Below are 25,773 nucleotides of genomic sequence, written 5' to 3' on the forward strand. Positions count from 1 at the left end.
ACGATAGACGGCGAGCGTGCCTTTCGACACGTTCGCGGCGCCGGTAGCTAACTTACCGACGGCGAGTGACAGAACGATGACAGTGGGTTCGACGCCTCAGTATAACAACCGTGGCGAACGCCAGGTTGAGGGCGGTTGTCGCAGCAGTTCGACAAGCAAGCGGCTCAGCCAGCCTCGGTCGGCTCTTCCGCGCGTCGCCGCTGGACGATACGGCCGAAGATGATGCCTACCTCGAACAGTAGCCACATGGGCACGGCCAGCAGGCTTTGCGAGATGATGTCCGGCGGGGTCAGCAGCATGCCGACGATGAAGCAGATCAGAATCACGTAGGGGCGCTTCTGGCTCAGACTTTTCACGTCGGTGATCCCGGTCCAGATCACCAGAAACGTGGCGATGGGGATCTCGAAGGCGACGCCGAAAGCAAAGAACATCTTCAACACGAAATTGAGGTAGGCGTTGATGTCCGTCATCACCGTGACGTCCTGAGGCCCGGTATGCACGAAGAAGCTGAACAACAGCGGAAACACCACGTAGTAGGCGAAAGCCGCGCCGCAGTAGAACAGCAGAATGCTGGAGGCGAGTAGCGGAAACGCCAGTGCCTTCTCGTGCTTGTAGAGCCCCGGTGCGATGAACGCCCACGCTTGATAGAGAATGAACGGGATCGCCGCGAAGACGGCGACCACCATGGTCAGCTTGAACGGTGCCAGGAAGGGCGACGTGACCTCGGTGGCGATCATCTTCGACCCGACCGGCAGCAATGCCACCAGGGGATCGGCCACGAAACGGTAGATGTCGTTGGAGAAAGCGTAGAGCCCGAGAAAAATCACCACGACGACGATTACCGCCTTGAGCAGGCGCGAGCGCAATTCGATCAGGTGCTCGATCAACGGTGCCTGTGGCTGCTTGTCATCTGGCGGTGGAGAGGAGGCATCGCTCATCGGGGAGCCGAATCCTTGTCCGCAGGTGAGGAGGAGGGCGTGGAAGGCGGCGAACCCGGCGCGGAAGACGACGAGGGCAGGTCGGTATCGGAAGGCAGGGCGGTCTGCTCGCGATCGCCGCCGGCCGCGGATGCTGACGTCGAAGCGGACGAGTCGTTTTTCGACTCGCTCTCGAAGCTCCTTTCGACGCCGCGCCGCGCCTGATTGATGCCTTCATCCAGTTTTTTCTGCTGCTCGGCGAGCTTCTGGCGCAGCTCTTCGGCTTCCAGCTGGGAGGTGATTTCCCGTTGCATGGTCGAGACGCTGCGCTTGATCCGACCGACCCACAGGCCGGCGGTTCGTGCCGCCTTGGGCAGTCGCTCGGGACCCAGCACCAGCAGGCCGACGATGCCGATCAGCAGAAGTTCGAAGAAGCCGATATCGAACATGTCGGTTACTGGCGCTCGACCTTGTCGCCGGACGTTGTCTTCGTCTCGTCGGGGCGACTGTCGAAGTTGCTGTCCTGGCTGGTCGTGTCATGGGGCGTCGTGTTGCGAGTCGCGTCCTGGGAGTGGTCGATACTCTGCTGCGTGTTGCTCCCCTTCTTCTCCTCTTCATCTTCCCCAACGGCTTTCTTGAAGCCCTTGACGGCGCCGCCGAGGTCGCTGCCCACGTTGCGCAGTTTCTTGGTGCCGAAAATCAGGATGATGATCCCGAGGACGATCAACAGCTGCCAGATACTAATCCCGCCCAGCATAACTCTCTCCTTACCGATGCGCGTTGGCGCGATGATGATTCATGAATCTCGTTGGCGCGAGGCCTTTTCGTCCAGCCCCGAGACGCCGGCACGCCGGGCCAGTTCCGCCAGCACTTCCCTATGATCGATATCGAGATGCGACAGCATGACCAGACTGTGAAACCAGAGATCGGCCACTTCGCCGACCAGATCCTGACGGCTTCGTGCATCATCTACCTCGAAATCCTTGGCGGCAAGCAGCGTTTCGGTGGCTTCCTCGCCGACCTTTTCCAGGATCTTGTTGAGGCCTCGGTGATGCAGCTGCGCGACATAGGAGTTGCCCGGGTCCGCGCTGCGACGGGCGTCCAGTACCGCTGCCAGTTGCTCGAGGGTATCACTCATCAGATGACATTCCTGCGTGTATAGCGAATTTGGCCCGGCGAGGCGCTCGACGACGTCGTGGCTCGGGCCACCATTATAGACTCAGCGCCAGGCGAGCAGCACCAAGCCCAGTCCGGCGGCGACCAGTACCGGCCAGGGTTGCTGTTCGGCCCATTCCAGCATCGGTTGCCAGGCCAGCGCCACGGCCAGCAGAACGGCGCCCAGACGCAGGCGCCTGGCCCGAGGCGCGGCTCGCTGGAAGCGGGCTTCGAGGCCCGTCAGCGCCTCCGTCTGCTGGCGGTTGAGCCGACGCTGCTGTTCGCGATCGGATAGCGCCTGATAGGCGAGCACCGGCAGCTCTGGAATCTGGTGAGCCAGTTCGGGTGCGTGCTTCTGCAGGGCTTTCCAGAACCCCTTGGGGCCGGCGCGCTCGCGCATCCAGCGCTCGAGATACGGTCTGGCGGTGCTCCACAGATCCAGATCGGGATAGAGCTGACGACCCAGGCCTTCGATATTGAGCAAGGTCTTCTGCAGCAGCACCAGCTGTGGCTGGACTTCCATATTGAAGCGGCGAGCCGTCTGGAACAGGCCCAGCAGCACCTGGCCGAAAGAGATGTCCTTGAGCGGTTTCTCCAGAATCGGCTCGCAGACGGCCCGGATCGCCGAGGCGAACTCGTTGGCCCGCGTGCCTTCCCCGACCCAGCCGGATTCGATGTGCAGCACCGCGACCTCGTAGTAGTCCTGGCGGAAGAAGGCGAGCAGGTTCCGGGCCAGGTAGTCCTGATCTTCACGGGTCAGGCTGCCGACGATGCCACAGTCGATGGCGATGTAACGAGGTTCGGCAGGATTGTCCCGCGACACGAAGATATTGCCCGGGTGCATGTCGGCATGGAAGAAATTGTCGCGAAAGACCTGGGTAAAGAAGATCTCGACGCCACGCTCGGCCAACTTCTTGAGGTCGGTGCCCTGGGCGCGCAGGGCGTCGATATCGGCAACCGGGATGCCGTTGATGCGCTCCTGGACCATGACCTGGCGGTGGGTCAGCGACCAGTGGATGGCCGGCACATAGAGCAGCGGTGAACTCAGGAAGTTACGCTTGAGTTGCGACGTATTGGCGGCTTCCTTGTTGAGATCGAGCTCGTCGAACAGGGTCGCCTCGTAGTCCTGAACCACCTCGACCGGCCGCAGGCGGCGCGCTTCGGGAATTCGTCGCATCAGGCGCGCGAAGGTATAGAGCAGCCCGATATCCTCGCGCATGATGCGATCGATCCCGGGACGAATGATCTTCACCACGACCTGCTCGCCGCTGTGCAGCTCGGCGGCATGAACCTGGGCGATCGACGCCGAGGCCAGCGGTTCGGTGTCGAAGGCCGCGAAAGCTTCCTCGACGGTCTTGCCGAGTTCGACTTCGACCATGGCACGAGCGGTCTCGCCGGGGAAGGGCGGAACCTGGTCCTGAAGACGCTTGAGCTCGTCGGCGATATCCGGCGGCAGCAGATCACGGCGCGTCGACAGCATCTGGCCGAACTTGACGAAGATCGGCCCGAGTGACTCCAGCGCCAGGCGTAACCGTTTGCCGCGCGAATCGTTGCCGATCGGAATCAGCCGAACGGGCGCGAAGCGCCATAGCCAACGGATGACCGGCGGTAGCCGTTCCGGAGGCACCAGGCTGTCGAGGCGATAACGGGAGACGGTCCAGGCGATGCGAAATAACCGCAAGCTCATGAATGCGACTCCTGGCCACGTTGTAGCCGAGCCACTCGGGCACCGAGACGGTCGACGGATTGCTGAAGTGCCGTGAGATGGTCGCGCGCCACTGCGAGCTGGTCGCGTCCGGCCAGCCAGCGCCGTTCCTCGAACAGATAGTCGCGCATGTCCTGATGCCATTCGCTGACCAGGAAACGGGCCTGGCGGTCGAGGTGGCGAATGCCGCTGGCGACACCATGAGCCGTCGCGTTGCCCATCGCCCGGGATAACGCGCCTTCCCAGTCGACATCAAGCTCCATGAACAGCGCCTGGATCGGAGACAGCAGCCCCGTTTGGCCGGTGACCGGCAATTGCCCGCTGAACAGCAGACGTTCGGGCGAGTCGCCGGCCACGAGGCGAGTCATGACGTGGCGAGTGACGGTGATTTCGAGATCGTCTGAATCGTGCCAGTCATGGACGCGTCCGAGCGTGACGCCTTCGGCATGAAAAGCCACGCGCAGTCCGAGTTCCGCGTCGACGAAGGTCAGCCGCAAGGTATGGCCGGCCAGCGCTGCCAGACGTGCGGGCGATGCGGGGTCACGACGCAGCAGCGTGTTCAGCGAGCGCTCCAGGGCGACCAGGGCGAAAGTATCCAGCATGACGCCAGCCCTCAGAGCTTGATGCCGCGGTGTAGCGCGACGATTCCACCGGTCATGTTGGTATATTCGACGCGCTCCAGACCGGCCGCCTGCATCATGGTCTTGAGCGTTTCCTGGTCGGGATGCATGCGGATCGATTCCGCCAGGTAGCGGTAGCTGTCGGCATCGTTGGCCACCAGTCGGCCCATCTGCGGCAACAGGCGGAAAGAGTACTGATCGTAGGCTTTCGACAGCAGGCCGTTGACCGGCTTGGAAAACTCCAGCACCAGCAGGCGTCCGCCGGGTTTGAGTACCCGTGTCATCGAGCGTAATGCAGCGTCCTTGTCGGTCACGTTGCGCAGGCCGAAGGCGATGGTGATGCAGTGAAAGCTGTTGTCCGGAAACGGCAGGCTTTCGGCATTGGCCTGAACGTACTTGACGTTGTCGCCGACGCCGTGATCGATCAGCTTGTCACGACCCACACGCAGCATGGATTCGTTGATGTCGGCCAGGATGACCCGGCCTTTCGGGCCGACGCGCTTGGCGAACTGGCGGGTCAGGTCACCGGTGCCGCCGGCGATGTCGAGAACGCTGTGGCCCTGGCGAACAACGCTGCGCTCGAGTGCCAGCTGTTTCCAGAGGCGGTGAATGCCGAATGACATCAGATCGTTCATGACATCGTAGCGCGCGGCCACCGAGTGAAAGACGTCGGCCACGCGGGCGGCCTTCTCGTCGACCGCGACCTTTTCGTAGCCGAAGTCGGTGGTGCGCTTATCCATGTGCTTTTCTCCGAGATGACGCGAGCGGCGATCGTATCGCCATCGAGGCGATGTTGTCGCTGTCCGGCGATGAGCTGTCGAGCGGACCGAGCCGATGTGGGTGACGCGCTGAAGGTCAGGGCCAAAACGATGTGAATCGATCGAGTCCGCATTGTAGCGTCTGGTCGCAAACTTGTCTTTGCGCTTCACGCACGCAAAAGGGCGGCACCTTGCGGTCGCCGCCCTTTTCGATTTCCTGCTCGAGATCTCTCGCCCGGGATTTCCTGGCGTCGCTCGTCCGGCTTCAGACCTGGTGAATCTGAATCACGCTGGCATCGCGCGAGGCGCCGGCGCGTGCCAGCCGAGCGAGATAATCTTCCCACCACGCTTGTCGGTGGATCGCCATGTCGTGAAGGTACTCCCAGGTATAAAGCCCGGTATCGTGTCCGTCGTCGAAGTGCAGCTTCAGCGCGTAGCGGCCGGTCTGGGAGATATCCAGCAGCCCGACGTGGCGCTTTCCGGTCTGCAACACGGCCTCGCTGGGATGATGGCCCTGGACTTCCGCCGAGGGCGAGTAGACGCGCAGCAACTCCACCGGCAGGCGATAGCTCTGACCATCGGGATAACCCAGCTCGAGCTCGCGATCGCCCTTGTGGTAGTGGACACGGGTGGGAATCGGGACGGACATGACGGACTCCTGGCTTCGGGCCGATCGCCCGCCATGACGGCGAGCGACCGACGCGTTTCGCGGCTCGTGCCTTAGAGAATATACCGCGACAGATCTTCGTCCACCGCCAGTTCGCCCAGCTTGTCGTTGACGTAGTCCGCGTCGACCACCAGCGGACTCGCGAAGTCACTGCCCTGGAAAGAGGCTTCCTCGAGCAGTCGCTCCATCACCGTGTGCAGGCGACGCGCCCCGATGTTCTCGGTGCCATCGTTGACCTGCCAGGCGATCTGGGCAATACGGGAAATCCCGTCGTCGGTGAACTGGACGTCCAGACCTTCGGTATTGAGCAAGGCCCGGTACTGCTTGGTCAGTGCCGCCGAAGGCTCGGTCAGGATGCGCTTGAAGTCGTCCGGCGTCAGCGCAGTGAGTTCGACCCGGATCGGTAGACGACCCTGCAGTTCCGGGATCAGATCCGAAGGCTTGGAGAGGTGGAAGGCCCCTGAGGCGATGAACAGGATGTGGTCGGTCCGCACCATGCCGTGCTTGGTGGAAACGGTGGAGCCTTCGATCAGCGGCAGCAGGTCTCGCTGCACGCCCTCGCGAGAGACGTCGCCGCCGCTGCCGGACTCGCCGCGCTTGGCGACCTTGTCGATCTCGTCGAGGAACACGATGCCGTTCTGCTCGACCGCTTCCAGCGCGCGCTGCTTGATCTCTTCCTCGTTGACCAGCTTGGCGGCTTCCTCGTCCTGCAACAGCTTCCAGGCATCCTTGACCGTCACGCGGCGGTTTTCGGACTTCTGCTTGCCCATGTTGGCGAACAGGCTCTGGAGCTGATTGGTCATCTCCTCCATGCCGGGCGGCGTCATGATATCCACGCCCTGGCTGGCGGGCGTCACCTCGATATCGATCTCCTTGTCGTCGAGCTGACCTTCGCGCAGTTTCTTGCGGAACACCTGACGGGTCGAGGAGTCATCGCGGCCGGCGTCATACTCGCTACCCCGCGGACGCGGCAGCAGCGCATCGAGAATGCGGTCTTCGGCGGCATCCTGGGCCTTGTGGCGCACCTCGACCTTGGCCTGCTCGCGGACCATCTTGATCGCCATTTCCATCAGGTCGCGAATGATCGACTCGACGTCGCGGCCGACATAGCCCACTTCGGTGAACTTGGTCGCTTCGACCTTGAGAAAGGGCGCCCCGGCGAGCTTGGCCAGACGTCGCGCGATCTCGGTCTTGCCGACGCCGGTGGGACCGATCATCAGGATGTTCTTGGGTACGATCTCGCCGCGCATGTCCTCGTCGAGACGCATCCGACGCCAGCGATTGCGCAGGGCAATGGCGACGGCACGCTTGGCATCGTGCTGGCCGATGATGTACTGATCGAGCGAATGCACGATCTCCCGCGGCGTCATCGCCGACTGGGTCAGCGCCGGTCGAGCGTTGGCGCTCTCCTGAGTGACGCCGTTATCGGTCGTGGCGCTGTGAGACGAAATATTCTGAGACATGGGTATGCGGCCTCGTTACAGCTCTTCGAGCGTAATCTGGTGATTGGTAAAGACGCAGATGTCGGCGGCGATGTTGAGCGACTTCTCGGTGATCTCGCGGGCACCGAGCTCGGTATTCTCGAGCAGCGCTCGCGCCGAAGCCTGGGCAAAGTGGCCGCCGGAGCCGATGGCGATGATGCCGCGTTCCGGTTCGACCACGTCGCCATTACCGGTGATGATCAACGAAGCCGTCTTGTCGGCCACGGCCAGCATCGCCTCGAGACGACGCAGCGCGCGATCGGTACGCCACTCTTTTGCCAGCTCGACCGCAGCCTTGGTCAGATGCCCCTGATACTTGTCCAGCTGCGCTTCGAAACGCTCGAACAGGGTGAAGGCGTCGGCGGTACCGCCAGCGAAACCGGCCAGGACCTGGCCGCGGTAAAGACGGCGAACCTTGCTGGCGTTGCCTTTCATCACCGTGTTGCCCAGCGAAACCTGGCCATCGCCGGCCAGAGCCACCTGGTCGCCACGGCGCACGGATACGATTGTGGTCATGCAGTTTAACTCCCAATGGCGCGCCGCCCAGTGTCACCGGAGGCACGGAAAAACGGGTGCGATCGCGTCAGCATTGAACGAGGTGATGAATGACGCGATGCAGCATGACTCATCAAATGTGGGCGGGTGACGGGGAAATCAAGCCGCGGGCTTTTGCGGGTCCCGGAAAGAGAAACGGCCGACAAGGGATGCCGGCCGTCCTGAAGTGCTGTAATGAAAGTGCTGTAATGAGGTGAAGCGGTGAGCTGCAGCGACGAGGCGCCGTCCACGGGATGACGTCGAGCGCTCAGGGCGGGACGATCCCGGGGTTTCGGATTCGAGGACTCAGTTCTGCAAGCGCAGCAGCAACGGCTCGATGCCCTGGGTCACCATCAGATCCTGAGCGCGCGACAGCTCGCGCTTGTCCTCGTAGGGGCCGACCTGGACGCGGTGCCATAGCTGATCGCCATTGGCGCGCACGTCGGTGATCTTGGCCAGCAGGCCGAAGTCCTTGAGTCGGTTGGCAAGGCGTTCGGCGTCGCCAAGATCGCGAAAGGAGGCCGCCTGCAAGACGTAGCGACCGCCGCTGGGCGTCGGCTGCTTGGTCTGATTCGCGGCATCGTCGGCAGCGGCTTCCTGGGTCGTCTTGGCGGTGGGCTCCGGCGCCGAGCTGTCACTGTTGGGGGCGATGACCTCCGTTTCCGGCAGCAGCGTGTAGAACTCGAACGTTGGCGTCGCCGGCGGCTGGGCGGTGTTCTGGCCGGCGCTCGTACCACCATTTTGCGCGCTGCTTCCCCCCCCGCTGGCGGCCTGATTGGAGGTCGGCCGCGGCACCACTGCGGCCACCGGCTCCGGAGAAGATCGATCCAGGTATTGCGACAGTGCGAAGCCGGCAATCAGGCCGGCAATCGCCCACAGCCAGCCCGGAATGCCACCGAGACCGCCGCCCTGGCTGCTGTTGGATCGGCTGGAGCGAGACTTCGTCGTCGCGCCTTTGGGTGAAGAACGAGAGGCCGAGGGGCGGCTGTTCTGATCGGGGCGGCGTGCCATGATTTACATCTCCTCCGGGGCGCTGACGCCGAGTAGCGCCAATCCATTGCCGATGACCTGGCGCGTCGCCAGACCCAGTGCCAGCCGCGCGTTGCGCAGCTCGGCATCGTCGACCATGACTTTCTGGGCGTTGTAGCAGGTGTGGAAATCGCTGGCGAGTTCGGTCAGATACTGCGCGATCTGATTCGCTTCGCGGGCGCGGGCGGCACGCTCGACGACATCGGGATAGCGTGCCAGCCGATTCATCAATGCCTTCTCCTGAGGGGCGTCGAGACGCTCCAGATTGGCCATCGCGGTCGAGTGGTCGAAGGCAAGGTCGTCGCTCTCGGCCTTGCGCAGCACGCTGCAGACGCGGGCGTGGGCGTACTGGATGTAGTAGACCGGGTTGTCGTTGGTCTGCGAGCGCGCGAGATCGATATCGAACGTCATCTGGGAATCGGCGCGGCGGGCGGCAAGAAAGTAACGTGTGGCATCACGGCCCACCTCGTCGATCAGGTCGCGCAGCGTGACGTAGCTGCCGGCGCGCTTGGAGAGCTTGACCTCGACGCCGGAGCGGGTCACCAGCACCATCTGATGCAGCACGTAGTCCGGCCAGCCCTGCGGGATCCCGACCTCGAGGGCCTGCAGGCCGGCGCGAACACGGGTGACGGTCGAATGGTGATCGGCCCCCTGTTCGTCGATCACGGTGGTGAAGCCGCGTTGCCACTTGTTGTAGTGGTAGGCGACGTCGGGCACGAAGTAGGTGTAGTCGCCGTCGCGCTTGCGCATCACGCGGTCTTTGTCGTCTCCGAAATCGGTGGTGCGAAGCCACAGCGCGCCGTCCGCCTCGTAGGTGTGCCCCCCGGAGACCAGTGCCTCGATGGTCTCCTCGACCCGACCCTCGGCATACAGTGAGGACTCCAGGAAATAGACGTCGAATTCGACCCCGAATGCCTTGAGATCGAGATCCTGCTCGCGTCGCAGATAGGCCACGGCGAACGCGCGAATGGCCGCCTCGTCGTCGGGATCGCCCTTGGCGGTGACCTCGCGGTCATCGGCCGTCACGGTCTCGCCGGCCAGATAGGATGCCGCGACATCGCCGATGTAGTCGCCGCGATAACCGTTTTCGGGCCAGCCTTCGTCATCGGGGCCGAGGCCGCGGGCGCGGGCCTGCACCGAGCGCATCAGATTGTTGATCTGAGCGCCGGCATCGTTGTAGTAGAACTCGCGGGTCACCTCGAAGCCGGTCGCTTCCAGCAGTCGACACAGGCAGTCGCCGATGGCGGCGCCACGGCCATGACCGACGTGCAGTGGCCCGGTCGGGTTGGCGGAAACGAACTCGACCTGAACTTTCTCTCCCGCCCCGATCATGCTGCGACCGAACGTGTCGCCGGCATCCAGGATCTGGCTGACGATGCCGGCAATGGCGTCGGTAGCGGCGAAGAAGTTGATGAATCCCGGCCCGGCGATCTCGGTCTTGCGGATCACCTCGTTGGCGGGAATGGCGGCTACCAGCTTGTCGGCGAGCTCGCGGGGCTTGCAGCCGGCCGGCTTGGCGAGCATCAGCGCCAGGTTGCTGGCGTAGTCGCCATGGGCCTTGTCGCGGGTCGGATCGACCTTGATCGCCGGATTCACGTCCGCCGGTAGATCGCCTGACTGCTGCAGCTTGGCGATGGCGGCTTCGAGCAGTTGTGTGATCGTCTCTTTCATTGGCTACTTCGTCGTCGTGGGGCCTGGGCCTGGCATGCGCTGTCTGGCCCGGCGCGGGGCGCCGCGGATCTGAACGTCGTGAAACTGTCGTCACGACGCGGGAAAAAGGGCGGCCATTATCAGTGATTGCGGCATGGCTTTAAACCCTCGGCATCAGCTCAGCGTCATCGGGTCGATATCCAGCGACCAGCGCACGCGACGCGTGGCGCTGCTTTCCAGCCAGCCGACCAGCCAGGCGCCGGCCTCATGCAGAGCGCTGCGCTTTTCCGACGACAGCATCAGTTGCAGGTGGTAGCGGTTCTGACGACGTTCCATGGGGGCGGGGACGGGGCCCAGGCAGTGTACCGGCAGTTGGCGTGTGGCGAGCCATTCGCGCACGGCATCGCCGGCGGCCTCCGCCATCTGGCGGGCATCCTCCTCGCGTGTCGCCTCGAAACGCGTCAGCGCCAGATAACGATAGGGCGGCAGGCCGGCCACACGACGCTCTTCGAGCATCTGATAGGCGAGCGCATCGTAGCCGTCATCCGCCAGCAGGCGCAGGTTGGGGTCGTCGGGATGCAGGGTCTGGACGAGCACCCGACCCGCGCGATCCGCCCGCCCGGCGCGGCCGGCGACCTGGACCAGCAGCTGAGCGCTCTGCTCGAGCGCGCGGAAATCGCTGGCGTAGAGCCCGGCGTCGGCGTTGACCACCACGACCAGCGTCACGTGAGGGAGATGATGCCCCTTGGCTAGCATCTGGGTACCCACCAGCAGGCTGGGTTCGCCACGGCGGATCTCGGTCAGCAACTGGTCGAACGCTTCCTTGCGCCGGGTGCTGTCGCGGTCGATACGATAGACCGGCACGTCCGGGAACAGTGTGGTCAGCGTCTCTTCGGTGCGTTCGGTACCGGCGCCGAGCGGTCTCAGGTCGGCGCTGCCGCAGCCGGGACAGGCGTCCGGCTGGGGCGTCTGGTGTTCGCAGTGGTGACAGACCAGGCGCGGGGGCTGGCGATGCAGGGTCATGCGCGAGTCGCAGTGACGGCACTCGGCGATCCAGCCGCACTGATGGCACGCCAGCGAGGGCGAGAATCCGCGTCGGTTGATGAATACCAGAACCTGGCCTTCGGCTTTCAGTGCCTGACGGATGGCATCGATCGCCGGGGGAACCAAGCCGCCCTGGCGCAGGCGTCCACGCAGATCGACCAGCTCCAGTTTGGCCGGCGCGTGGCGGCTCGGGCGCTGGGTCAAGCGCAGATGCCGGTAACGGCCGCTGCGTGCCTGAGCCAGCGTTTCCAGCGACGGCGTCGCGCTTCCCAGCAGGATCGGCACGCCGTCGCGGTGCGCTCGCGCCATGGCCAGATCACGAGCATGGTAGCGCAGGCCGTCCTGCTGCTTGAACGAGCCGTCGTGCTCCTCGTCGACGATGATCACGCCGGGGCGGGCCAGCGGTGTAAAGATGGCCGAGCGCGTGCCGATGACGATCGGCGCGCGTCCGCTGCGGGCGGCTTCCCACGCATCCAGCCGCTCCAGATCGGTCAGCCCTGAGTGCAGCGCCACGACCGGGGCGCGAAAGCGCTTGCGGAAGCGTGACAGCGTCTGCGGTGTCAGGCCGATCTCGGGCACCAGCACCAGTGCCTGGCGGCCCTGGCCGAGCACGCCCTCGATCAGCTGCAGGTAGACCTCGGTCTTGCCGCTGCCGGTTACGCCATGCAGCAGGCAGGGATGAAAGCGGTCCAGACCTTCGTGGAGTGCGGCCAGTGCCACCGCCTGCTCCCGGTTGAGCGGCAGCGACGGTTCGGCCAGCAGCGCGCCCGACCAGCCCTCGCTGGCCATCAGCGGTTCACTGCTGCGGGTAATCAGCGCCTTGTCGAGCAGCCCCTGCAGTTGGGCGCGGGTATATCCCTGTGCGGTGATCGCGGAGGTGATCATGCCGTGGCGATGTTGCGCCAACAGTTGAACCAGTTCCCGTTGGCGCGGCGCCCGGCCGAGTGCGTCGAGGGCGAGGGCTTCGCGGGTATTCAGCTGCCAGCGTTCGCGGATCCTGGCTTCCAGGGGCCGCCCCTGGCGGAGCGGTCCGGGCAGCGCGTGCTGCAACGTATCGCCCAGAGAGTGTTGATAGTAGCGGGCGGTGAATTGACACAGCCACAGCCAGTCCGCCGGCAACGGCTCGTCGTCGAGGCGCTCGGTGATCGGCTTCAATTGATGTGCGGGCAGCTCGCTGCTGGCCGCGCACTCCATCACGATTCCCACCAGATGACGCCGGCCAAACGGTATCTTGACCCGCAGCCCGGGGCGCCAGCCGCCGACAGGGGGCCGGCCGGCGGGGCGATAATCGAAGAGGCGCCTCAGCGGCGTGGGAACGGCGATACGAAGAACCCGAGGGACCGGCGGGCTGCTATCGGGGTCGGTACGGGAATCTGCCAATTGGCCTCCATGAAGAGTTCTGCTAAAATACGTCGCCTTCCGACGTAGGGTGCGTCTTTTATCCGTGGTGTCATCGTCTTGAAACGGTGCGCTTCGGGATTCCAGGCGGGCCGGTCGCGCGGGAGTGAACCGCGATTCCCTATCCGTGTACGGTGCCTGGCGAGAGATCAGGTGGCGGTACACCGCAAAGCGAGGCTTCACGATGAAACAGTCTATTCATCCCGAATACAAGAAGGTCACGGCGACTTGTTCCTGTGGCGCGACCCATTCGATCGGCACCACGGCTAACGAAGATTTTCACGTCGACGTCTGCTCTCAGTGCCACCCGTTCTACACCGGCAAGCAGAAGCAAGCGACCACCGGTGGCCGTGTCGAGCGTTTCAACAAGCGCTTCGGCGCTGCAGTACGACCGGCCAAGAACGCGTAACGTCGGAACCGACCGGTTGTCAGAAAGCCCGCCACCAAGGCGGGCTTTTTTGTGGGCGATCAATCGGCTTCGATGTGCCTGGCACGAGACGAGTTGCGATAGGAGCTCCCTTCCGGCAACGCAGGATAAGGGATGTTTTATGGCTGGGTGTCCAGGTATAAGTGTCGCCAAATGCATCTAAGTGATTCAAACAGGCGCTTAAAAGTCGTGAAAGCCGAAAAAGGGGAAAGATTTGTGCGCGTTGTTCTTTTTCGATAGTCTGGCGCCACCTCACGGCACGTCGATGCCGAAACATCCCACCTTCATCTCTGGACAATTTCCCATGAGTGACGATAGAAGACAGGCGGCGCTCGATTATCATGCCAAGCCGATCCCCGGCAAGCTGTCGGTCGAATTGACCAAACCGACAGAAACCGCCAAGCACCTGTCGTTGGCCTACAGTCCCGGGGTGGCGGAACCGTGCCGGGAAATCGCCCTGGACCCGGAAAATGCCTATCTCTATACCGGTAAAGGCAATCTGGTGGCCGTGGTTTCCGACGGCAGCGCGATTCTTGGTCTGGGCAATCTTGGCCCGCTGGCAAGCAAACCGGTGATGGAAGGCAAGGGGGTTCTGTTCAAGCGCTTCGCCGGCATCAACTCCGTCGATATCGAGGTCGAGGCCGATTCGCCCCAGGCCTTCATCGATACCGTAGCCAGCATTGCCAATACCTGGGGCGGTATCAATCTGGAGGACATCAAGGCGCCGGAGTGCTTCGAGATCGAGGCGGCGCTCAAGGCGCGCTGCAGCATCCCGGTGTTCCACGACGACCAGCATGGCACCGCGATCGTGACCGCGGCGGGACTGCTCAACGCGCTGGATATCGCCGGCAAGACGCTGGCGACGGCCCGCATCGTCTGTCTTGGCGCGGGGTCTGCTGCCATCGCCTGCATGAAGCTCCTGATCGAATGCGGTGCCAAGGCCGAGAACATCTTCATGCTGGACCGCAACGGCGTCATCCACAGTGGCCGCAGCGATCTCAATAGCTACAAGGCGCAGTTCGCGACCGAGACGCCACTGCGTACGCTGGATGACGCGATCGACGGCGCCGACGTCTTCGTCGGTCTGTCCGGGCCGAACCTGTTCAAGCCCGAGCAGCTCGCGAAGATGGCGGCGAATCCGGTGGTCTTCGCCTGTTCCAATCCGGACCCGGAAATCCATCCTGACGTGGCGCGGGAGACGCGCAGCGACGTGATCATGGGGACGGGGCGTTCGGACTATCCCAATCAGGTCAATAACGTGCTCGGCTTCCCGTTCATCTTCCGCGGAGCGCTGGACGTTCGGGCTTCGGCGATCAACGAGCAGATGAAGATCGCTGCCGTACATGCGCTGAAAGATCTGGCGAGAGAGCCGGTGACCCAGGAAGTGCTGGATGCCTACGACGTCGACTCGCTGGAGTTCGGGCGCGGTTACATTATCCCGACACCGGTGGATTCACGTCTGCTTGAACGAATCCCGGCAGCAGTGGCACAGGCCGCAGTGGAATCCGGCGTGGCGGGCAAGCCCTACCCCTCTCACTATCCGCTGAAAAGCGTCAAGGAGATCTACGGCCGATAACGGTTGGTCGTGGAATATGACGATGCCGCCCCGAGAGGCGGCATCGTGCTTTTCAAAGATCTTGTATGGCGACCCGTGGCCGTCTTTTTACAGCGACCCAGAGCCGTCGGCGGGGCTACCAGCCATAGAGAATCGAGACCGAGGTCGTGGTGTCGGTGCGGGCTTCGGCGCCCGGCGGCGGATGAGTGTTGCTCCTGGCATCGTAGGAGACCCGCAGCGCAAGGTGAGAGTTGAGCTGCGAGGTAATCGACGAGAGTGAACGGGTAGTGACACTGATGTGAGTCGCTTCCGCCGACAGCTCCTGATCGAAGGAGATGTCGTCGCTGAAGTTGTAAGTGTAGTCCAGCGCCGCGTAGGCCAGCGCCAGATCGTCGCTGCTGCCGCCTTCGTAAGCGTCGTCATCGTCATCGTCGCTGTCGTCGGCATAGACGTCATGACGATAGCCTGGGCCGACTTCGGCAGACAGCGTGTGCGTGGGTCCGTTCAACAGCTGGCGCCCGTAACCGGCAATGGTCGTGAACTGCGAGTCGTAGCCGCTGAATCGATCGCGCTCCCAGCGCGCGAAGCCGAACAGATAGTTGTTGTTCTCGAGCTCGTAGCGTTCGCGCGCACCGACCAGATACCGCTCCGAAGTGGTGTTGTCATTGTCCTGGACGCTGCGGGTCTCGGCCCGAAACGTATGCGTATTGCGCCCGGTCAGCCAGGTCAGGCGAGCCTTCGCGAGCAGCGTCTGGGTATCGGTATTGCCGGTCAGCTTGGTGTAGCCGAGTTCGGCGTTGCCGCTGAAGTTGGGCGCATTTTCATCGGGCGCCGGCGGTGCGTAGAAAAGCTCGGCGTAGGACGGCGAAGCCATCAGACAGGTGATCAGTAGCCACCATCGGCAACTGGGCAGGGGCATGACATCTCTCTCAACGTCGCTGCGACGTCCTGTTGCGGTGAAGAGCGGATTGGAACAGCCATCTGGAACGAGGCCGTCGGGGCGCCAGCCCCGACGGCCTTGGTCTTGATTGACCGGGCCTCGACCAATGTATCAGAAGATAGCTTCGTAGGTGCCAGTGCCTTGCGAACCGCTCTCATCTTCGAGTTCCGGGCGGATACCGCGTGGCTGATAGTCAGGCAGGTTGTCCTTGCGGAAAATTTCACTGATGCCGCCGGATTGATCCTCGTGCAGGCGCTTGCCGGTATCCGGATCGATGCGAACCCGAACGATGTCATCGGGGGCTTCGGGAATCACTTCCGGGGTGCCTTCCAGTGCCGGGCCCATGAACGCTTTCCAGATCGGCAGGGCGGCCTGAGCACCGTATTCCGCCGTCGTGGTGTTGTCGTCCTTGCCGACCCATACCGTGGTCACGAGCGAGTTGTTGAAGCCGGAGAACCAGGCATCACGCTGATCGTTGGTGGTGCCCGTCTTGCCGACGATGTCGCTGCGGTTGAGCGATAGCGCGCCGCGACCAGTGCCGTGTTCGATGACGTCGCGCAGGATGCTACGCAGGATGTAGAGCGCGTCCGGATCCACCACGCGGGGCGCGATGCGGCGGGGCTCGCCATCGACTTCGGTCTGTGTCGCATCCGGTGCGCAGTCGCGACAGGCGACCAGCGGATTGGCCTTTTCGACCACGGTGTTCTGGCTACCCTGAGTGACCTCCTTGATGTACCAGGGCGAGACCTGGAAGCCGCCGTTGGCCAGCACCGCATAGGCGTTGGCGATCTCCAGCGGCGTCAGCGAGGCGCTGCCCAGCGCCAGCGACAGCCCGTGCGGCAGGCGGTTCCGCGAGAAGCCGAAGCGTTCGAGGAAGTTCAGCGCGTTGTCGAGCCCCAGCGACTGCAGTACGCGGATGGTCACCAGGTTGCGCGAGGTGTAAAGCCCGACCCGCAGGCGTGTCGGCCCGCGGAACTGGCGCTCCGCGTTTTCGGGGCGCCAGTCGTCGCCGCTGTACTGGGACATCACCACCGGCGCGTCGTTGATGATGGTGGCTGCGGTCATGTCGCCTTCCTGCAGCGCCGCCAGATAGACGAAGGGCTTGAAGTTGGAGCCGACCTGGCGCTGCGCCTGGATGGCCCGGTTGAACTTGCTGGCGGCGAAGCTGAACCCGCCCTGGAGTGCATCGATGGCGCCGGTCTGCGGATCGAGGACGACAATGGCGCCCTCGGCGCCGGGACGCTGTGACAGACGCCACTGATCGCCTTCTTGCATGATGCGGACCAAGTCACCGCGGTCGGCGATGGCGGCGGCATTGGCGGGCTCGCCCCCTCGCCACTTGGCGCTCTTGTACTCGCGCGCCCACTTCAGGCCATCCCAGCCAAGGGTGATGACCTTGCCGTCGGCGTCGAGCACGCGCATCTGCTTGCCGTCGGTGGCGGTCACGATGGCGGGCTGGAGCGGTCCATAGGCGGGCGTGCGCTGCAGCACCTTGAGCCAGTTGCTGACGTCGCCGTCGACGCCCTCGATCGTGGCCTCGCTGGACTGAGCCGCCTGGCGTGCGGTTTCGATGACTTCGGGCGATTCCGACAGCTCTTCTTCCAGGCCCTGACGTTCGGTGCGATCCTGCGCCTCGACGAGGCTCGGCGGGACGTCCTTCTCTTCTGGCCCACGCCAGCCATGGCGAGTGTCGTAGTCGATCAGGCCCTGTACCAGCGCATCGCGCGCCTCGGTCTGCAGCCGACTATCGAGCGTGGTGGTGACACGAATGTTGTCGGTGTAAGCCTTGTCGCCGAAACGCTCGACGGCGTAGGCGCGGGCCATCTCCGCGACGTAGGGCGCATCGACTTCCGCCTGTGCCGTATGGCGGCTGGCGGTGATGGGAGCCTTGACCGCCTCGTCGTAGGCGGCCTGGTCGATCGAGCCGAGCTGGCGCATCCGGTAGAGAATCCAGTTGCGCCGAATCAGTGCGCGTTCCGGGTTGGTCAGTGGATTGAAGCTCGACGGCGCCTTGGGTAGCCCCGCGATCATCGCGTACTCCGGCAGGGTCAGATCGGCCAACGGCTTGCCATAGTAGGTATTGGCCGCGGCGGCGATACCATAGGAGCGATGTCCGAGGTAGATCTTGTTGACGTAGAGCTCGAGGATTTCCGGCTTGCTCAGGATCTGCTCCATCTGCAGCGCCAGCAGGATTTCCCGGATCTTGCGGGTGAAGGTCTGATCCAGGGTCAGCAGGTAATTACGTGCCACCTGCATGGTGATGGTGCTGCCGCCGGACTGGATATTGCCCGAAGAGGCCAGCTCGACAGCGGCGCGCACGAGTCCCTTGGGATCGACCCCGGGGTGGTTGTAGAAATTGGCGTCTTCGGCGGCCAGCAGTGCGTTGATCAGCGGCTTGGGAATTTCGTCGTAGCTGACCGGCATGCGGCGCTCTTCGCCATATTCGCCGATCAACTTGTTGTCTTCGGTATAGATACGCAGTGGCGTCTGAAGCTCGTAATCCTGGAGCTGGCGCACGTCCGGCAAGCCGGGGGCGAAGTAGAGCCCAGCGCCAATGACTGCCAGCACCACGCCGGCGCAAAGCGACAGCAGTAGCCAGAAGGCGGTCGTCAGTAGGCGGGTAAAAAGCTTCATATGAAGGGGTGATCCTTGACTGGTGGCGGTCCGGCCGCGTGCGTGCTCGCTATCCCTGGCGTCGGACATGATTCAGCATCGGGGCATTATATGGATGCGATAGAGTCGGGGCCAGTTTCACTCGTGCCGCTTCCTGCAAGCACCAAGAAATAAGTGTAACAAAATGTCTCAAGTTGGTTTCGGTGCCGCCGTTAACCCTGATTAGGATTTTCGAGTTCCGGCGGGGTAAGACAGTGTTGCGCTTGAAAAGATCCTCTCAAGGTCTGGTGGGCGTGGATATCACGTCCGCCACCGTCAAGCTGCTTGAGCTGGAGCGTCGCGCCGGCGGCTTGAGAATCGACAGCTACGCGGTGCGTCCCCTGCGTGAGGGTGCCGTCGTCGAAAGGCGCATCCGCGACAAGCGCGAGGTCGAGGATACGTTGCGTCGCGCGGTCGAGCATGCCCAGCTTCGCTCCCGGCGCGCCGTGGTCGCGGTGCCCAGTTCGGCGGCGATCACGCGGGTGCTTTCGCTGCCGGCCTCGCTCAGTGACGACGAGATCGAAGCGCGGATCCAGATGGAGTCCGACAAGCATATCCCGTTCCCCCTCAATGAAGTCGCTTTCGACTTTCAGCGGTTAGGTCCCCACCCACGCTATGACGATCAGCAGGAAATTCTGCTGGTGGCCTGTCGCCAGCAGGATATCGAAACGCTGGTGTCGACCATGGAAGCGGTGGGTCTGGAGACGGTGGCCGTGGATGTCGAGGGTTTCGCGCTCGAGCGCGTCTGCCGTGATCTGCGTACCTCGCACGAGGAAGAAGGGGACAGTACGGCGCTGGTGGATATCGGCGCCAACCTGTGCGCATTCCATGTCCTGAAGGGCGGAAGGATCGTCTATAGCCGCGACAATCTCTACGGCGGGCGGCAGCTAACCGATGCCATCAGCAAGCGTTACGGCATGAGTTTCGATGCGGCCGGCCGGGCCAAGAAGCGCGGCGGATTGCCCGACGATTATCGCCAGCAAGTCCTGCTGCCGTTCATCGATACCCTGATTCAGCACATCGGGCGCTCGCTGCAGCTCTATTACACCTCCGCGGGGCAGCAGCAGGTTCGGCGCCTGGTACTCGCCGGCGGCTCGAGTGCGCTACCGGGGTTCGCGGAGCGCCTGCGAGCCCAGAGCGGGCTGGAGGCAACGCTTGCCAACCCTTTTGCGCAGATGCGGATCCACTCGCGGCTGGATGTCGGTGCCCTGGCCGCGGATGCCCCGGCGATGCTGACGGCCTGCGGCCTTGCCATGCGGGCGCTGTCATGACGATCGAAATCAACCTGCTGCCGTGGCGGGAGCGACACCGTCTGCGCCGGACTCGGCGATTCAAGCAAGGGCTGCTGCTGACGCTGCTGCTCGGGTTGGTGGTGGGTTTTTGCATCGCACAGTACGAGGAATCCATGGTGCGAGCGGGGCAGGCCCGGCTGGCATTGATTCAGCGCGATACCGACGCGCTCACGCGTGATATCCAGGTGATGCGCGATTTCCGCCAGCTGCGCGAACGCATGCTGAAACAGATCGAGGTGATCAGCGAGCTGCAGTCGAGCAGGCCCCTGACCATCCGCGTTCTCGATCAGTTGACGGCCACTGTGGTCGACGGCGTCCACTACACCGAATTGCGCCGCAAGGGCAGCAGGCTCGAGCTGAGTGGCGTCGCGGCCTCGAATCGCCAGGTATCCGACCAGATGAGGGCGCTCGACAACAGCGCCGCGTTCGACATCCCATTGCTGTCGGACGTGCAGTCCGACGAGGGCGCGGTGTCGGCCAAGCGCTTTCACATGAGTGTCGATGAGCACGCCATCGACGATATCGAACCGGAGGCGGGTTCATGAAGCGTCCGGCGTCGAACAGATCATGGCTGAGCGATTGGCGGGGCGCGTGCGCAGATCAGTGGCGCCAGCTGCGCGAGTTGCAGTGGCGCGAACTCGACGTCAAGGAAGCCGGCACCTGGCCCGTTACGCTCCAGGGATTGATTGCACTGAGCGTGCTGCTGGGATCGATGTGGGTCACCCAGTGGTTGCTGGCCTCGACGCCGCGGGAAATGCATCAGCGACTGATCACGCAGGAGCAGCAGGCGTTGCAGCGCTTCGAGACGCTCTCCTATCAGGCGGTCAATCTGCCGGCGATGGAGCGCCAGATGGGCGAACTCCAGGCTCGCATGCAGAGCGTTCTCGAGATGTTGCCAAGCGACGCGGAAGTGCCCGCGTTGCTGGACGCCATCAGCGACGCGGCACGCGAGCAACAGCTCGACATCGATAGCATCACGCTGCGCCCTGCAGTGGAGCAGGAGTTCTACATCGAACAGCCCTTCGATATTCAGGTGCGCGGCGACTTTCATCAGATATCGGCTTTTCTGGCCCGCGTCGCCGCGATGCCGAGGATCGTCACGCTTCACGATTTCACGCTGATGCCGGTGGGTGACCATCTCAAGCTGGCGATGCTGGCGAAGACCTACCGCTATCGAGAGGATCGCGATCCGGCTGTCGATTCACAGAAGCGGAGAGGGAAATCGTGAAGTCGAGCCGCATTCTCCTCGTCGGGTGGCTGGTCATCGGCGCCCTGCTCGCCGGCTGCGAAGACGCCAACCTGGGAGCGCTGCAGGCGCACCTGGACACCCTGCGTCACAAGCCCCAGGGACAGATTGCGGCGCTACCGGAGATGCCTCGGTACGCCACCGCCAGCTACGACCAGGCGTATCGCCGGAGTCCCTTCGTGGCTGAAGCGATTGAAGAGGTCAAGCCTGCCGATGTCACGCCACTGCCGGATGCCGAGCGTCCACGTCAGCCACTGGAAGCCTTTGAGCTGGACAGTCTGAGCCTGGTGGGCACGTTGACGGTGGGGAACACCCTGTCGGGGCTGGTCTCCGCGCCGGATGGCGCCATCCATCGCCTCTTCAAGGGCGATTATCTGGGCCGGGATTATGGCCGGATCATCAGCGTCGAGCCGCGAGGGTTGGTGCTGGTAGAGACCGTCCGCACTCCCGAAGGGGGTTGGAGCGAGCGTCTCCAGCGCCTGGACATGGCAGAACAAGAATCCGACGGTGGCAGCCGGCGGCAACGGTAGCAGGGGATACTATGACTTCTCGACGGTGCTTGGTCGCATGCGCAGCAGCACTGACCTTGTGGGCGCTGGCGTTCGCCGCCTGGGCGGCACCGGCAGTGACGACGCTGACGGCGATGACCTTCACCGACCGGGGTGCTGGCCGCCTGGACGTCGGTCTCGATTTCGTCGGCGGCGTGCCGGACATTCGCGGTTATCGCACCGATGCACCCCCGCGGCTGGCGCTGGATCTGCTGCAGGCCCAGAGCGGGCTGTCGCAGTCGAGCTTCGCCATCGGCAGTGCCGGCGTCGATTCGGTCAGAGTGCTGGGAGCGGGGACACGTACCCGGCTGGTGTTCGAGCTGGCATCGCCTGCCGACTACCGATTGGAGCGTCTCGACGGCAAGGTCGTGGTTCATTTCGGCGACAAGGCCGCTGGGTCGGCCGCGACCGATTCGGCCGTCGCGAGCGCGCCTGCTGGCGAGTCCGGGATGGCGGCGGTGTCGACGCCACCCGAGGTGACCTCGATCGACTTTCGACGCGGCGCGGATGGTGCCGGACAACTGGAGCTCGTGCTCGATCGTGCCGGTATCGCCGCCGAGGTGTCGGGGCAGGGACGCCAGGTTTCGGTCTCGCTCCCCGGCACCCGCTTGCCTGACGAGCAGTACCAGACGCTCGACGTCAGCGATTTCGGCACCCGTGTGTCGCGTATCGTGCCGCGTCGCAGCGCCGATGGCATCGTCTTCGACATCGTAGCCTCCGAGGCGGTGGAGCCGTTGGTGACCCAGAACGGCCGCCGTTTGACGATAGAGCTGGCGCCCGCGGGTAGTGTCGAACGCCCCCAGGCCGAGAATCGACCCGAGTATACCGGTCACCGCATCACCCTCGATTTTCAGGACATTCCAGTACGGGACGTGCTGTCGATCATCGCCGAGGAGTCGGGGCTCAACGTGGTCGCCAGCGACGGTGTGCAGGGCAACGTGACCCTCAATCTGACCGACGTGCCGTGGGACCAGGCGCTCGATCTGGTATTGCGCAACCATGGTCTGTCGGCCCGCCGGGAAGGTAACGTGATGATGGTGGCGCCGACCGGCGAGCTGGCCAGCCTGCAGCGCCAGACGCTGGAAACGCGCGAGCAGTCGGCGCAGCTGGCGCCGTTGACCACGGAATTTCTGCAGATTCGTTACGCCAAGGCCGAGTCCCTGGCCACGCTGCTGCAGGGGGGGGAGGGCGTCGGCATGATGTCGGCGCGCGGTCGCGTCACCGTCGATCCGCGTACCAACACGCTGATTCTCCAGGACACGCGCGACCAGCTCGATGCCATCCGGCGCACCATCGATCATCTCGACGTCCCCGTGCGTCAGGTTCAGATCGAAGCGCGGATCGTGATCGCCCGAGACAGCGCGACCCGCGAGCTCGGGGTCAACTGGGGCATGTCGGCCAATGGCGGGCGCCACTTCGATCTTGGCGGCGCGGCAGACGGCGATGCCTCGACGGTGCCCACGACGTCGGACGATCCTGCCTCCTATGGCGGCGGTCTGGCGGTCGATCTGGGCAATGCGACCAACCCCGCCAGCGCGTTCAGCTTCGGCTATCTTTCCGGCGACATTCTGATCGACCTGGAGCTCCGGGCGCTGGAGAGCGAGGGCAAGAGCCAAACCATCTCCCAGCCCAAGGTGATTACCGCCAACCAGCGTACCGCTGTGATCAAGCAGGGACAGGAGGTGCCGTATCAGGAGGCGTCGTCCAGCGGAGCCACCACTACCGAGTTCAAGGAAGCCGTGCTGTCGCTCGAGGTGACGCCGCAGATTACCCCCGATGACCGCATCATCATGGATCTGCGCGTCAATAACGATGATATCTCCGACACCCGCTACGACGGTGCACCGGCCATCGACACCAACGAGATTCAGACTCAGGTGCTGGTCAACAACGGTGAAACCGTGGTGCTGGGCGGCATTCTGACCTCCGAGCAGCTGCGAACGCTGTTCAAGACGCCGTTCCTCGGCGACATTCCGGTGATCGGCAATCTGTTCCGCTATACCCAGGAAAGCAACGAGAAGGTAGAATTGCTGATATTCATCACCCCCAAGATCATCGAGGACGGACTGGCCATTCGCTGATGCGGTCGCTTCCCAATCTTTTCCTGGTCGGCCCCATGGGGGCCGGCAAGAGTACAATCGGCCGCCTCCTGGCGGCCGAATTGCAGCGCCAATTCCTGGATAGCGATCATCAAATCGAAGGTCGCTGCGGGGCGAATATCCCATGGATTTTTGATGTCGAGGGCGAGCAGGGCTTTCGGGACCGCGAAACGGCGATGATCGACGAGCTGACTCGGTGCAGCGAGATCGTCATGGCCACGGGTGGCGGCGCGATCATGCGCGAAATCAATCGCCAGCTGCTGCGGGAGCGGGGCACGGTGATCTATCTGGCCACCACCGTCGAGCAGCAGATTCGACGTACCTCGCGGGATCGCAACCGGCCGCTTCTGCAGACCGCCAATCCCGAGCAGGTGCTGCGCGATCTGTTCGCGATCCGCGATCCGCTCTATCGTGCCACTGCGGATATCGTTGTCCGTACGGATCGTCGAGGTCCCCGAAGCGTGGTGGGGGATATTCTGCGCCGGGTGTCGCGTCTGGCGGAGCCGCTTGGCGAGTCTGCCTCCCTTTCTCATCAGCGGTAAGATCGTTGTCACCTCGAAGGTCCTGTCTTGCCCACATCGAAGGTAATCTGCCATGTCCTCTGTCTCGTCGCTTCCCGTGGAATCGCTGAACGTTTCGCTGGGGGATCGCAGCTATCCGATTCACGTCGGCGCGGGCATCCTTTCGAGTCGAGAGCACCTGCTGCCTTATCTGGCCGGCCGTCAGGTCATGATCGTGACCAACGAGGTGATCGCGCCGCACTATCTCGCGGCACTCAAGGAGACGCTTGCCGGCGCCGAGCTGGAAATTCGGGAAGTCATCCTGCCCGACGGCGAGGCGACCAAGTCGCTGGCGTCGGTCGAGCGCATCTGGGACGCCCTGCTGGCCGCGGGCTTCAACCGGCGCTGTACGCTGATCGCGCTCGGGGGCGGGGTGATCGGTGACATGACGGGCTATGCGGCCGCCAGTTATCAGCGCGGCGTCGCTTTCATTCAGATTCCCACCACGCTACTGGCTCAGGTCGACTCCTCCGTCGGGGGCAAGACCGGCGTCAATCACCCGCGCGGCAAGAACATGATCGGTGCGTTCTGGCAGCCCAGAGCGGTGATCGTCGATACCGACACCCTGCGAACACTGCCGGCGCGGGAGCTGTCGGCGGGGCTGGCGGAAGTGATCAAGTACGGCTTGATCTGGGACCTTTCCTTCCTCGAATGGCTGGAGGGCGAACTGGCGGCGCTTCGAGCGTTGGAGGGGGCGGCCATTCGCCATGCCATCCGCCGCAGTTGCGAGATCAAGGCGGAAGTGGTCGCGGAAGACGAGACCGAGCAGGGCGTGCGGGCGTTGCTCAATCTGGGTCACACCTTCGGCCATGCCATCGAGGCGCATCAGGGCTACGGCAACTGGCTTCACGGTGAGGCGGTCGGGGCCGGCATGATGATGGCGACTCGACTCTCGGCCGAGCGCGGCTGGCTGAGCGAGGCCGATGTCGAACGCGTCGCCGAGATTCTGAAAGCGGCAGATCTTCCGGTGACGGCGCCGGCAAACATGTCAGCGGATGATTTCCTCGATCGCATGCGCCTCGACAAGAAGAATGTCGACAGCCGTCTGCGACTGATTCTGCTCGAAACGCTGGGGCGCGCCTGTATCCGCGATGATACGGATACCGATCGGCTCGGCCGGCTGTTGACGGATTTTCCGCGAGCCTGATCCTTCCTCGTCGCCGGTTCTGCTCTCCGGCACGGCCTCAGTGCGAGCCCGACCGATCCTCGTCACTTCAGTTAACCAATTTCCGCTGGCGTCAGTGGGTGGCGCCAGCTCCGGGCCTCTTTTTCACGCCGTCTGCCCGTCCGGGCATCCATCCCGTCGGTCGGGCTTCGCGTATGGGTGGCGGCAGAAGGCTTCATCGTGGCCAGGAAATTTTGTCGACAACCCGATGCCGGTGTCTGTCTTTTCGATGCGTTATCGATATAATTGGTATGCTCCATGCCGTATCGGTATGGGTGTCGCGCCGAGATCTCACCCCGATCTGGCCATCGCGCAGAAGGCTTAGACTTTA

General features: G+C 63.6%; 24 protein-coding genes. 9 read left to right on the forward strand and 15 right to left on the reverse strand.

All coding sequences use genetic code 11. The features are described 5' to 3' along the window. Positions 1-164: 164 nt before the first annotated feature. The 13 genes from tatC to DOM36_RS16560 all read right to left on the reverse strand — a co-directional run bounded on the left by tatC (position 165) and on the right by DOM36_RS16560 (position 12,940). Positions 165-938: a twin-arginine translocase subunit TatC gene (gene tatC / locus DOM36_RS16500; RefSeq protein ID WP_110643749.1), complete on the reverse strand. Its 774-nt coding sequence runs from the start codon at positions 936-938 to the stop codon at positions 165-167. Further along, the gene (tatB, locus tag DOM36_RS16505) at positions 935-1,366 is read right to left on the reverse strand and encodes a Sec-independent protein translocase protein TatB (RefSeq protein WP_110643750.1); all 432 of its coding nucleotides are present in this window, start codon (positions 1,364-1,366) and stop codon (positions 935-937) included. The genes tatC and tatB overlap by 4 nt, the downstream gene beginning before the upstream one ends. 5 nt (positions 1,367-1,371) lie before the next feature. Further along, positions 1,372-1,674 (reverse strand): Sec-independent protein translocase subunit TatA, encoded by a 303-nt coding sequence (gene tatA / locus DOM36_RS16510; protein WP_075568148.1) that lies wholly within the window; start codon positions 1,672-1,674, stop codon positions 1,372-1,374. 39 nt (positions 1,675-1,713) lie between these two features. Further along, positions 1,714-2,055: a phosphoribosyl-ATP diphosphatase gene (locus DOM36_RS16515; RefSeq protein WP_110643751.1), complete on the reverse strand. Its 342-nt coding sequence runs from the start codon at positions 2,053-2,055 to the stop codon at positions 1,714-1,716. Positions 2,056-2,136: 81 nt separating this feature from the next. Beyond that, positions 2,137-3,759, reverse strand: a complete 1,623-nt coding sequence (gene ubiB, locus DOM36_RS16520) for a ubiquinone biosynthesis regulatory protein kinase UbiB (protein WP_075568146.1) — start codon at positions 3,757-3,759, stop codon at positions 2,137-2,139. After that, a complete protein-coding gene (locus DOM36_RS16525) occupies positions 3,756-4,379 on the reverse strand; it encodes an SCP2 sterol-binding domain-containing protein (protein ID WP_075568145.1) in 624 nt (207 codons plus the stop codon). The genes ubiB and DOM36_RS16525 overlap by 4 nt, the downstream gene beginning before the upstream one ends. Before the next feature lie 11 nt (positions 4,380-4,390). Continuing rightward, entirely contained in the window at positions 4,391-5,137 is a 747-nt protein-coding gene (gene ubiE, locus DOM36_RS16530; RefSeq protein WP_110643752.1) for a bifunctional demethylmenaquinone methyltransferase/2-methoxy-6-polyprenyl-1,4-benzoquinol methylase UbiE, read from the reverse strand. A 283-nt stretch (positions 5,138-5,420) separates the two neighbouring features. Then, positions 5,421-5,804 (reverse strand): DUF971 domain-containing protein, encoded by a 384-nt coding sequence (locus DOM36_RS16535; protein ID WP_110643753.1) that lies wholly within the window; start codon positions 5,802-5,804, stop codon positions 5,421-5,423. Between the two features lie 71 nt (positions 5,805-5,875). Further along, positions 5,876-7,192 (reverse strand): ATP-dependent protease ATPase subunit HslU, encoded by a 1,317-nt coding sequence (gene hslU / locus DOM36_RS16540; protein WP_075568401.1) that lies wholly within the window; start codon positions 7,190-7,192, stop codon positions 5,876-5,878. A gap of 108 nt (positions 7,193-7,300) precedes the next feature. Beyond that, the gene (gene hslV, locus DOM36_RS16545) at positions 7,301-7,819 is read right to left on the reverse strand and encodes an ATP-dependent protease subunit HslV (protein ID WP_075568142.1); all 519 of its coding nucleotides are present in this window, start codon (positions 7,817-7,819) and stop codon (positions 7,301-7,303) included. A gap of 324 nt (positions 7,820-8,143) precedes the next feature. Next, positions 8,144-8,848, reverse strand: coding sequence for an SPOR domain-containing protein (locus tag DOM36_RS16550; protein ID WP_110643754.1), 705 nt, complete (start codon positions 8,846-8,848; stop codon positions 8,144-8,146). Positions 8,849-8,851: 3 nt separating this feature from the next. Continuing rightward, complete coding sequence (argS, locus tag DOM36_RS16555; protein ID WP_075568140.1) at positions 8,852-10,537, reverse strand: arginine--tRNA ligase; 1,686 nt, start codon at positions 10,535-10,537, stop codon at positions 8,852-8,854. Positions 10,538-10,690: 153 nt separating this feature from the next. Further along, positions 10,691-12,940, reverse strand: coding sequence for a primosomal protein N' (locus DOM36_RS16560; RefSeq protein ID WP_075568139.1), 2,250 nt, complete (start codon positions 12,938-12,940; stop codon positions 10,691-10,693). Between the two features lie 202 nt (positions 12,941-13,142). On the opposite strand from DOM36_RS16560, the gene rpmE reads away from it, so the two are divergent. Both rpmE and DOM36_RS16570 read left to right on the forward strand, forming a co-directional pair. Beyond that, positions 13,143-13,367 carry a 50S ribosomal protein L31 gene (rpmE, locus tag DOM36_RS16565; protein WP_075568138.1) on the forward strand — a complete coding sequence of 75 codons (225 nt, stop codon included), beginning with the start codon at positions 13,143-13,145 and terminating at the stop codon, positions 13,365-13,367. Between the two features lie 322 nt (positions 13,368-13,689). Beyond that, positions 13,690-14,961 (forward strand): malic enzyme-like NAD(P)-binding protein, encoded by a 1,272-nt coding sequence (locus tag DOM36_RS16570; protein WP_075568137.1) that lies wholly within the window; start codon positions 13,690-13,692, stop codon positions 14,959-14,961. A gap of 115 nt (positions 14,962-15,076) precedes the next feature. Here DOM36_RS16570 and DOM36_RS16575 read toward each other — a convergent pair whose 3' ends face one another. Continuing rightward, positions 15,077-15,859 (reverse strand): DUF481 domain-containing protein, encoded by a 783-nt coding sequence (locus tag DOM36_RS16575; protein WP_075568136.1) that lies wholly within the window; start codon positions 15,857-15,859, stop codon positions 15,077-15,079. A 132-nt stretch (positions 15,860-15,991) separates the two neighbouring features. Then, on the reverse strand, positions 15,992-18,514 hold the full coding sequence (locus tag DOM36_RS16580; protein WP_075568135.1) for a penicillin-binding protein 1A: 2,523 nt from the start codon (positions 18,512-18,514) through the stop codon (positions 15,992-15,994). 236 nt (positions 18,515-18,750) lie between these two features. Here DOM36_RS16580 and pilM point away from each other — a divergent pair, with 236 nt between their 5' ends. From pilM to aroB, 7 genes are read left to right on the forward strand one after another with little or no spacing between them, the layout of a single operon-like run. Then, positions 18,751-19,803 (forward strand): type IV pilus assembly protein PilM, encoded by a 1,053-nt coding sequence (gene pilM / locus DOM36_RS16585; protein WP_075568400.1) that lies wholly within the window; start codon positions 18,751-18,753, stop codon positions 19,801-19,803. After that, positions 19,800-20,369 carry a PilN domain-containing protein gene (locus tag DOM36_RS16590; RefSeq protein ID WP_075568134.1) on the forward strand — a complete coding sequence of 190 codons (570 nt, stop codon included), beginning with the start codon at positions 19,800-19,802 and terminating at the stop codon, positions 20,367-20,369. Before pilM ends, DOM36_RS16590 begins: the two co-directional genes overlap by 4 nt. Further along, complete coding sequence (locus DOM36_RS16595; protein ID WP_075568133.1) at positions 20,366-21,052, forward strand: type 4a pilus biogenesis protein PilO; 687 nt, start codon at positions 20,366-20,368, stop codon at positions 21,050-21,052. The genes DOM36_RS16590 and DOM36_RS16595 overlap by 4 nt, the downstream gene beginning before the upstream one ends. Continuing rightward, entirely contained in the window at positions 21,049-21,600 is a 552-nt protein-coding gene (locus DOM36_RS16600; protein WP_157958669.1) for a pilus assembly protein PilP, read from the forward strand. Before DOM36_RS16595 ends, DOM36_RS16600 begins: the two co-directional genes overlap by 4 nt. Positions 21,601-21,629: 29 nt before the next feature. Then, on the forward strand, positions 21,630-23,699 hold the full coding sequence (pilQ, locus tag DOM36_RS16605) for a type IV pilus secretin PilQ (protein ID WP_232823891.1): 2,070 nt from the start codon (positions 21,630-21,632) through the stop codon (positions 23,697-23,699). Next, positions 23,699-24,259: a shikimate kinase AroK gene (aroK, locus tag DOM36_RS16610; RefSeq protein WP_075568131.1), complete on the forward strand. Its 561-nt coding sequence runs from the start codon at positions 23,699-23,701 to the stop codon at positions 24,257-24,259. Before pilQ ends, aroK begins: the two co-directional genes overlap by 1 nt. Positions 24,260-24,311: 52 nt before the next feature. Continuing rightward, positions 24,312-25,424 carry a 3-dehydroquinate synthase gene (aroB, locus tag DOM36_RS16615; RefSeq protein ID WP_075568130.1) on the forward strand — a complete coding sequence of 371 codons (1,113 nt, stop codon included), beginning with the start codon at positions 24,312-24,314 and terminating at the stop codon, positions 25,422-25,424. Positions 25,425-25,773 lie beyond the last annotated feature (349 nt).

The organism is Salinicola sp. CPA57 (assembly GCF_003206035.1).
Taxonomy (GTDB): Bacteria; Pseudomonadota; Gammaproteobacteria; order Pseudomonadales; family Halomonadaceae; genus Salinicola; species Salinicola socius.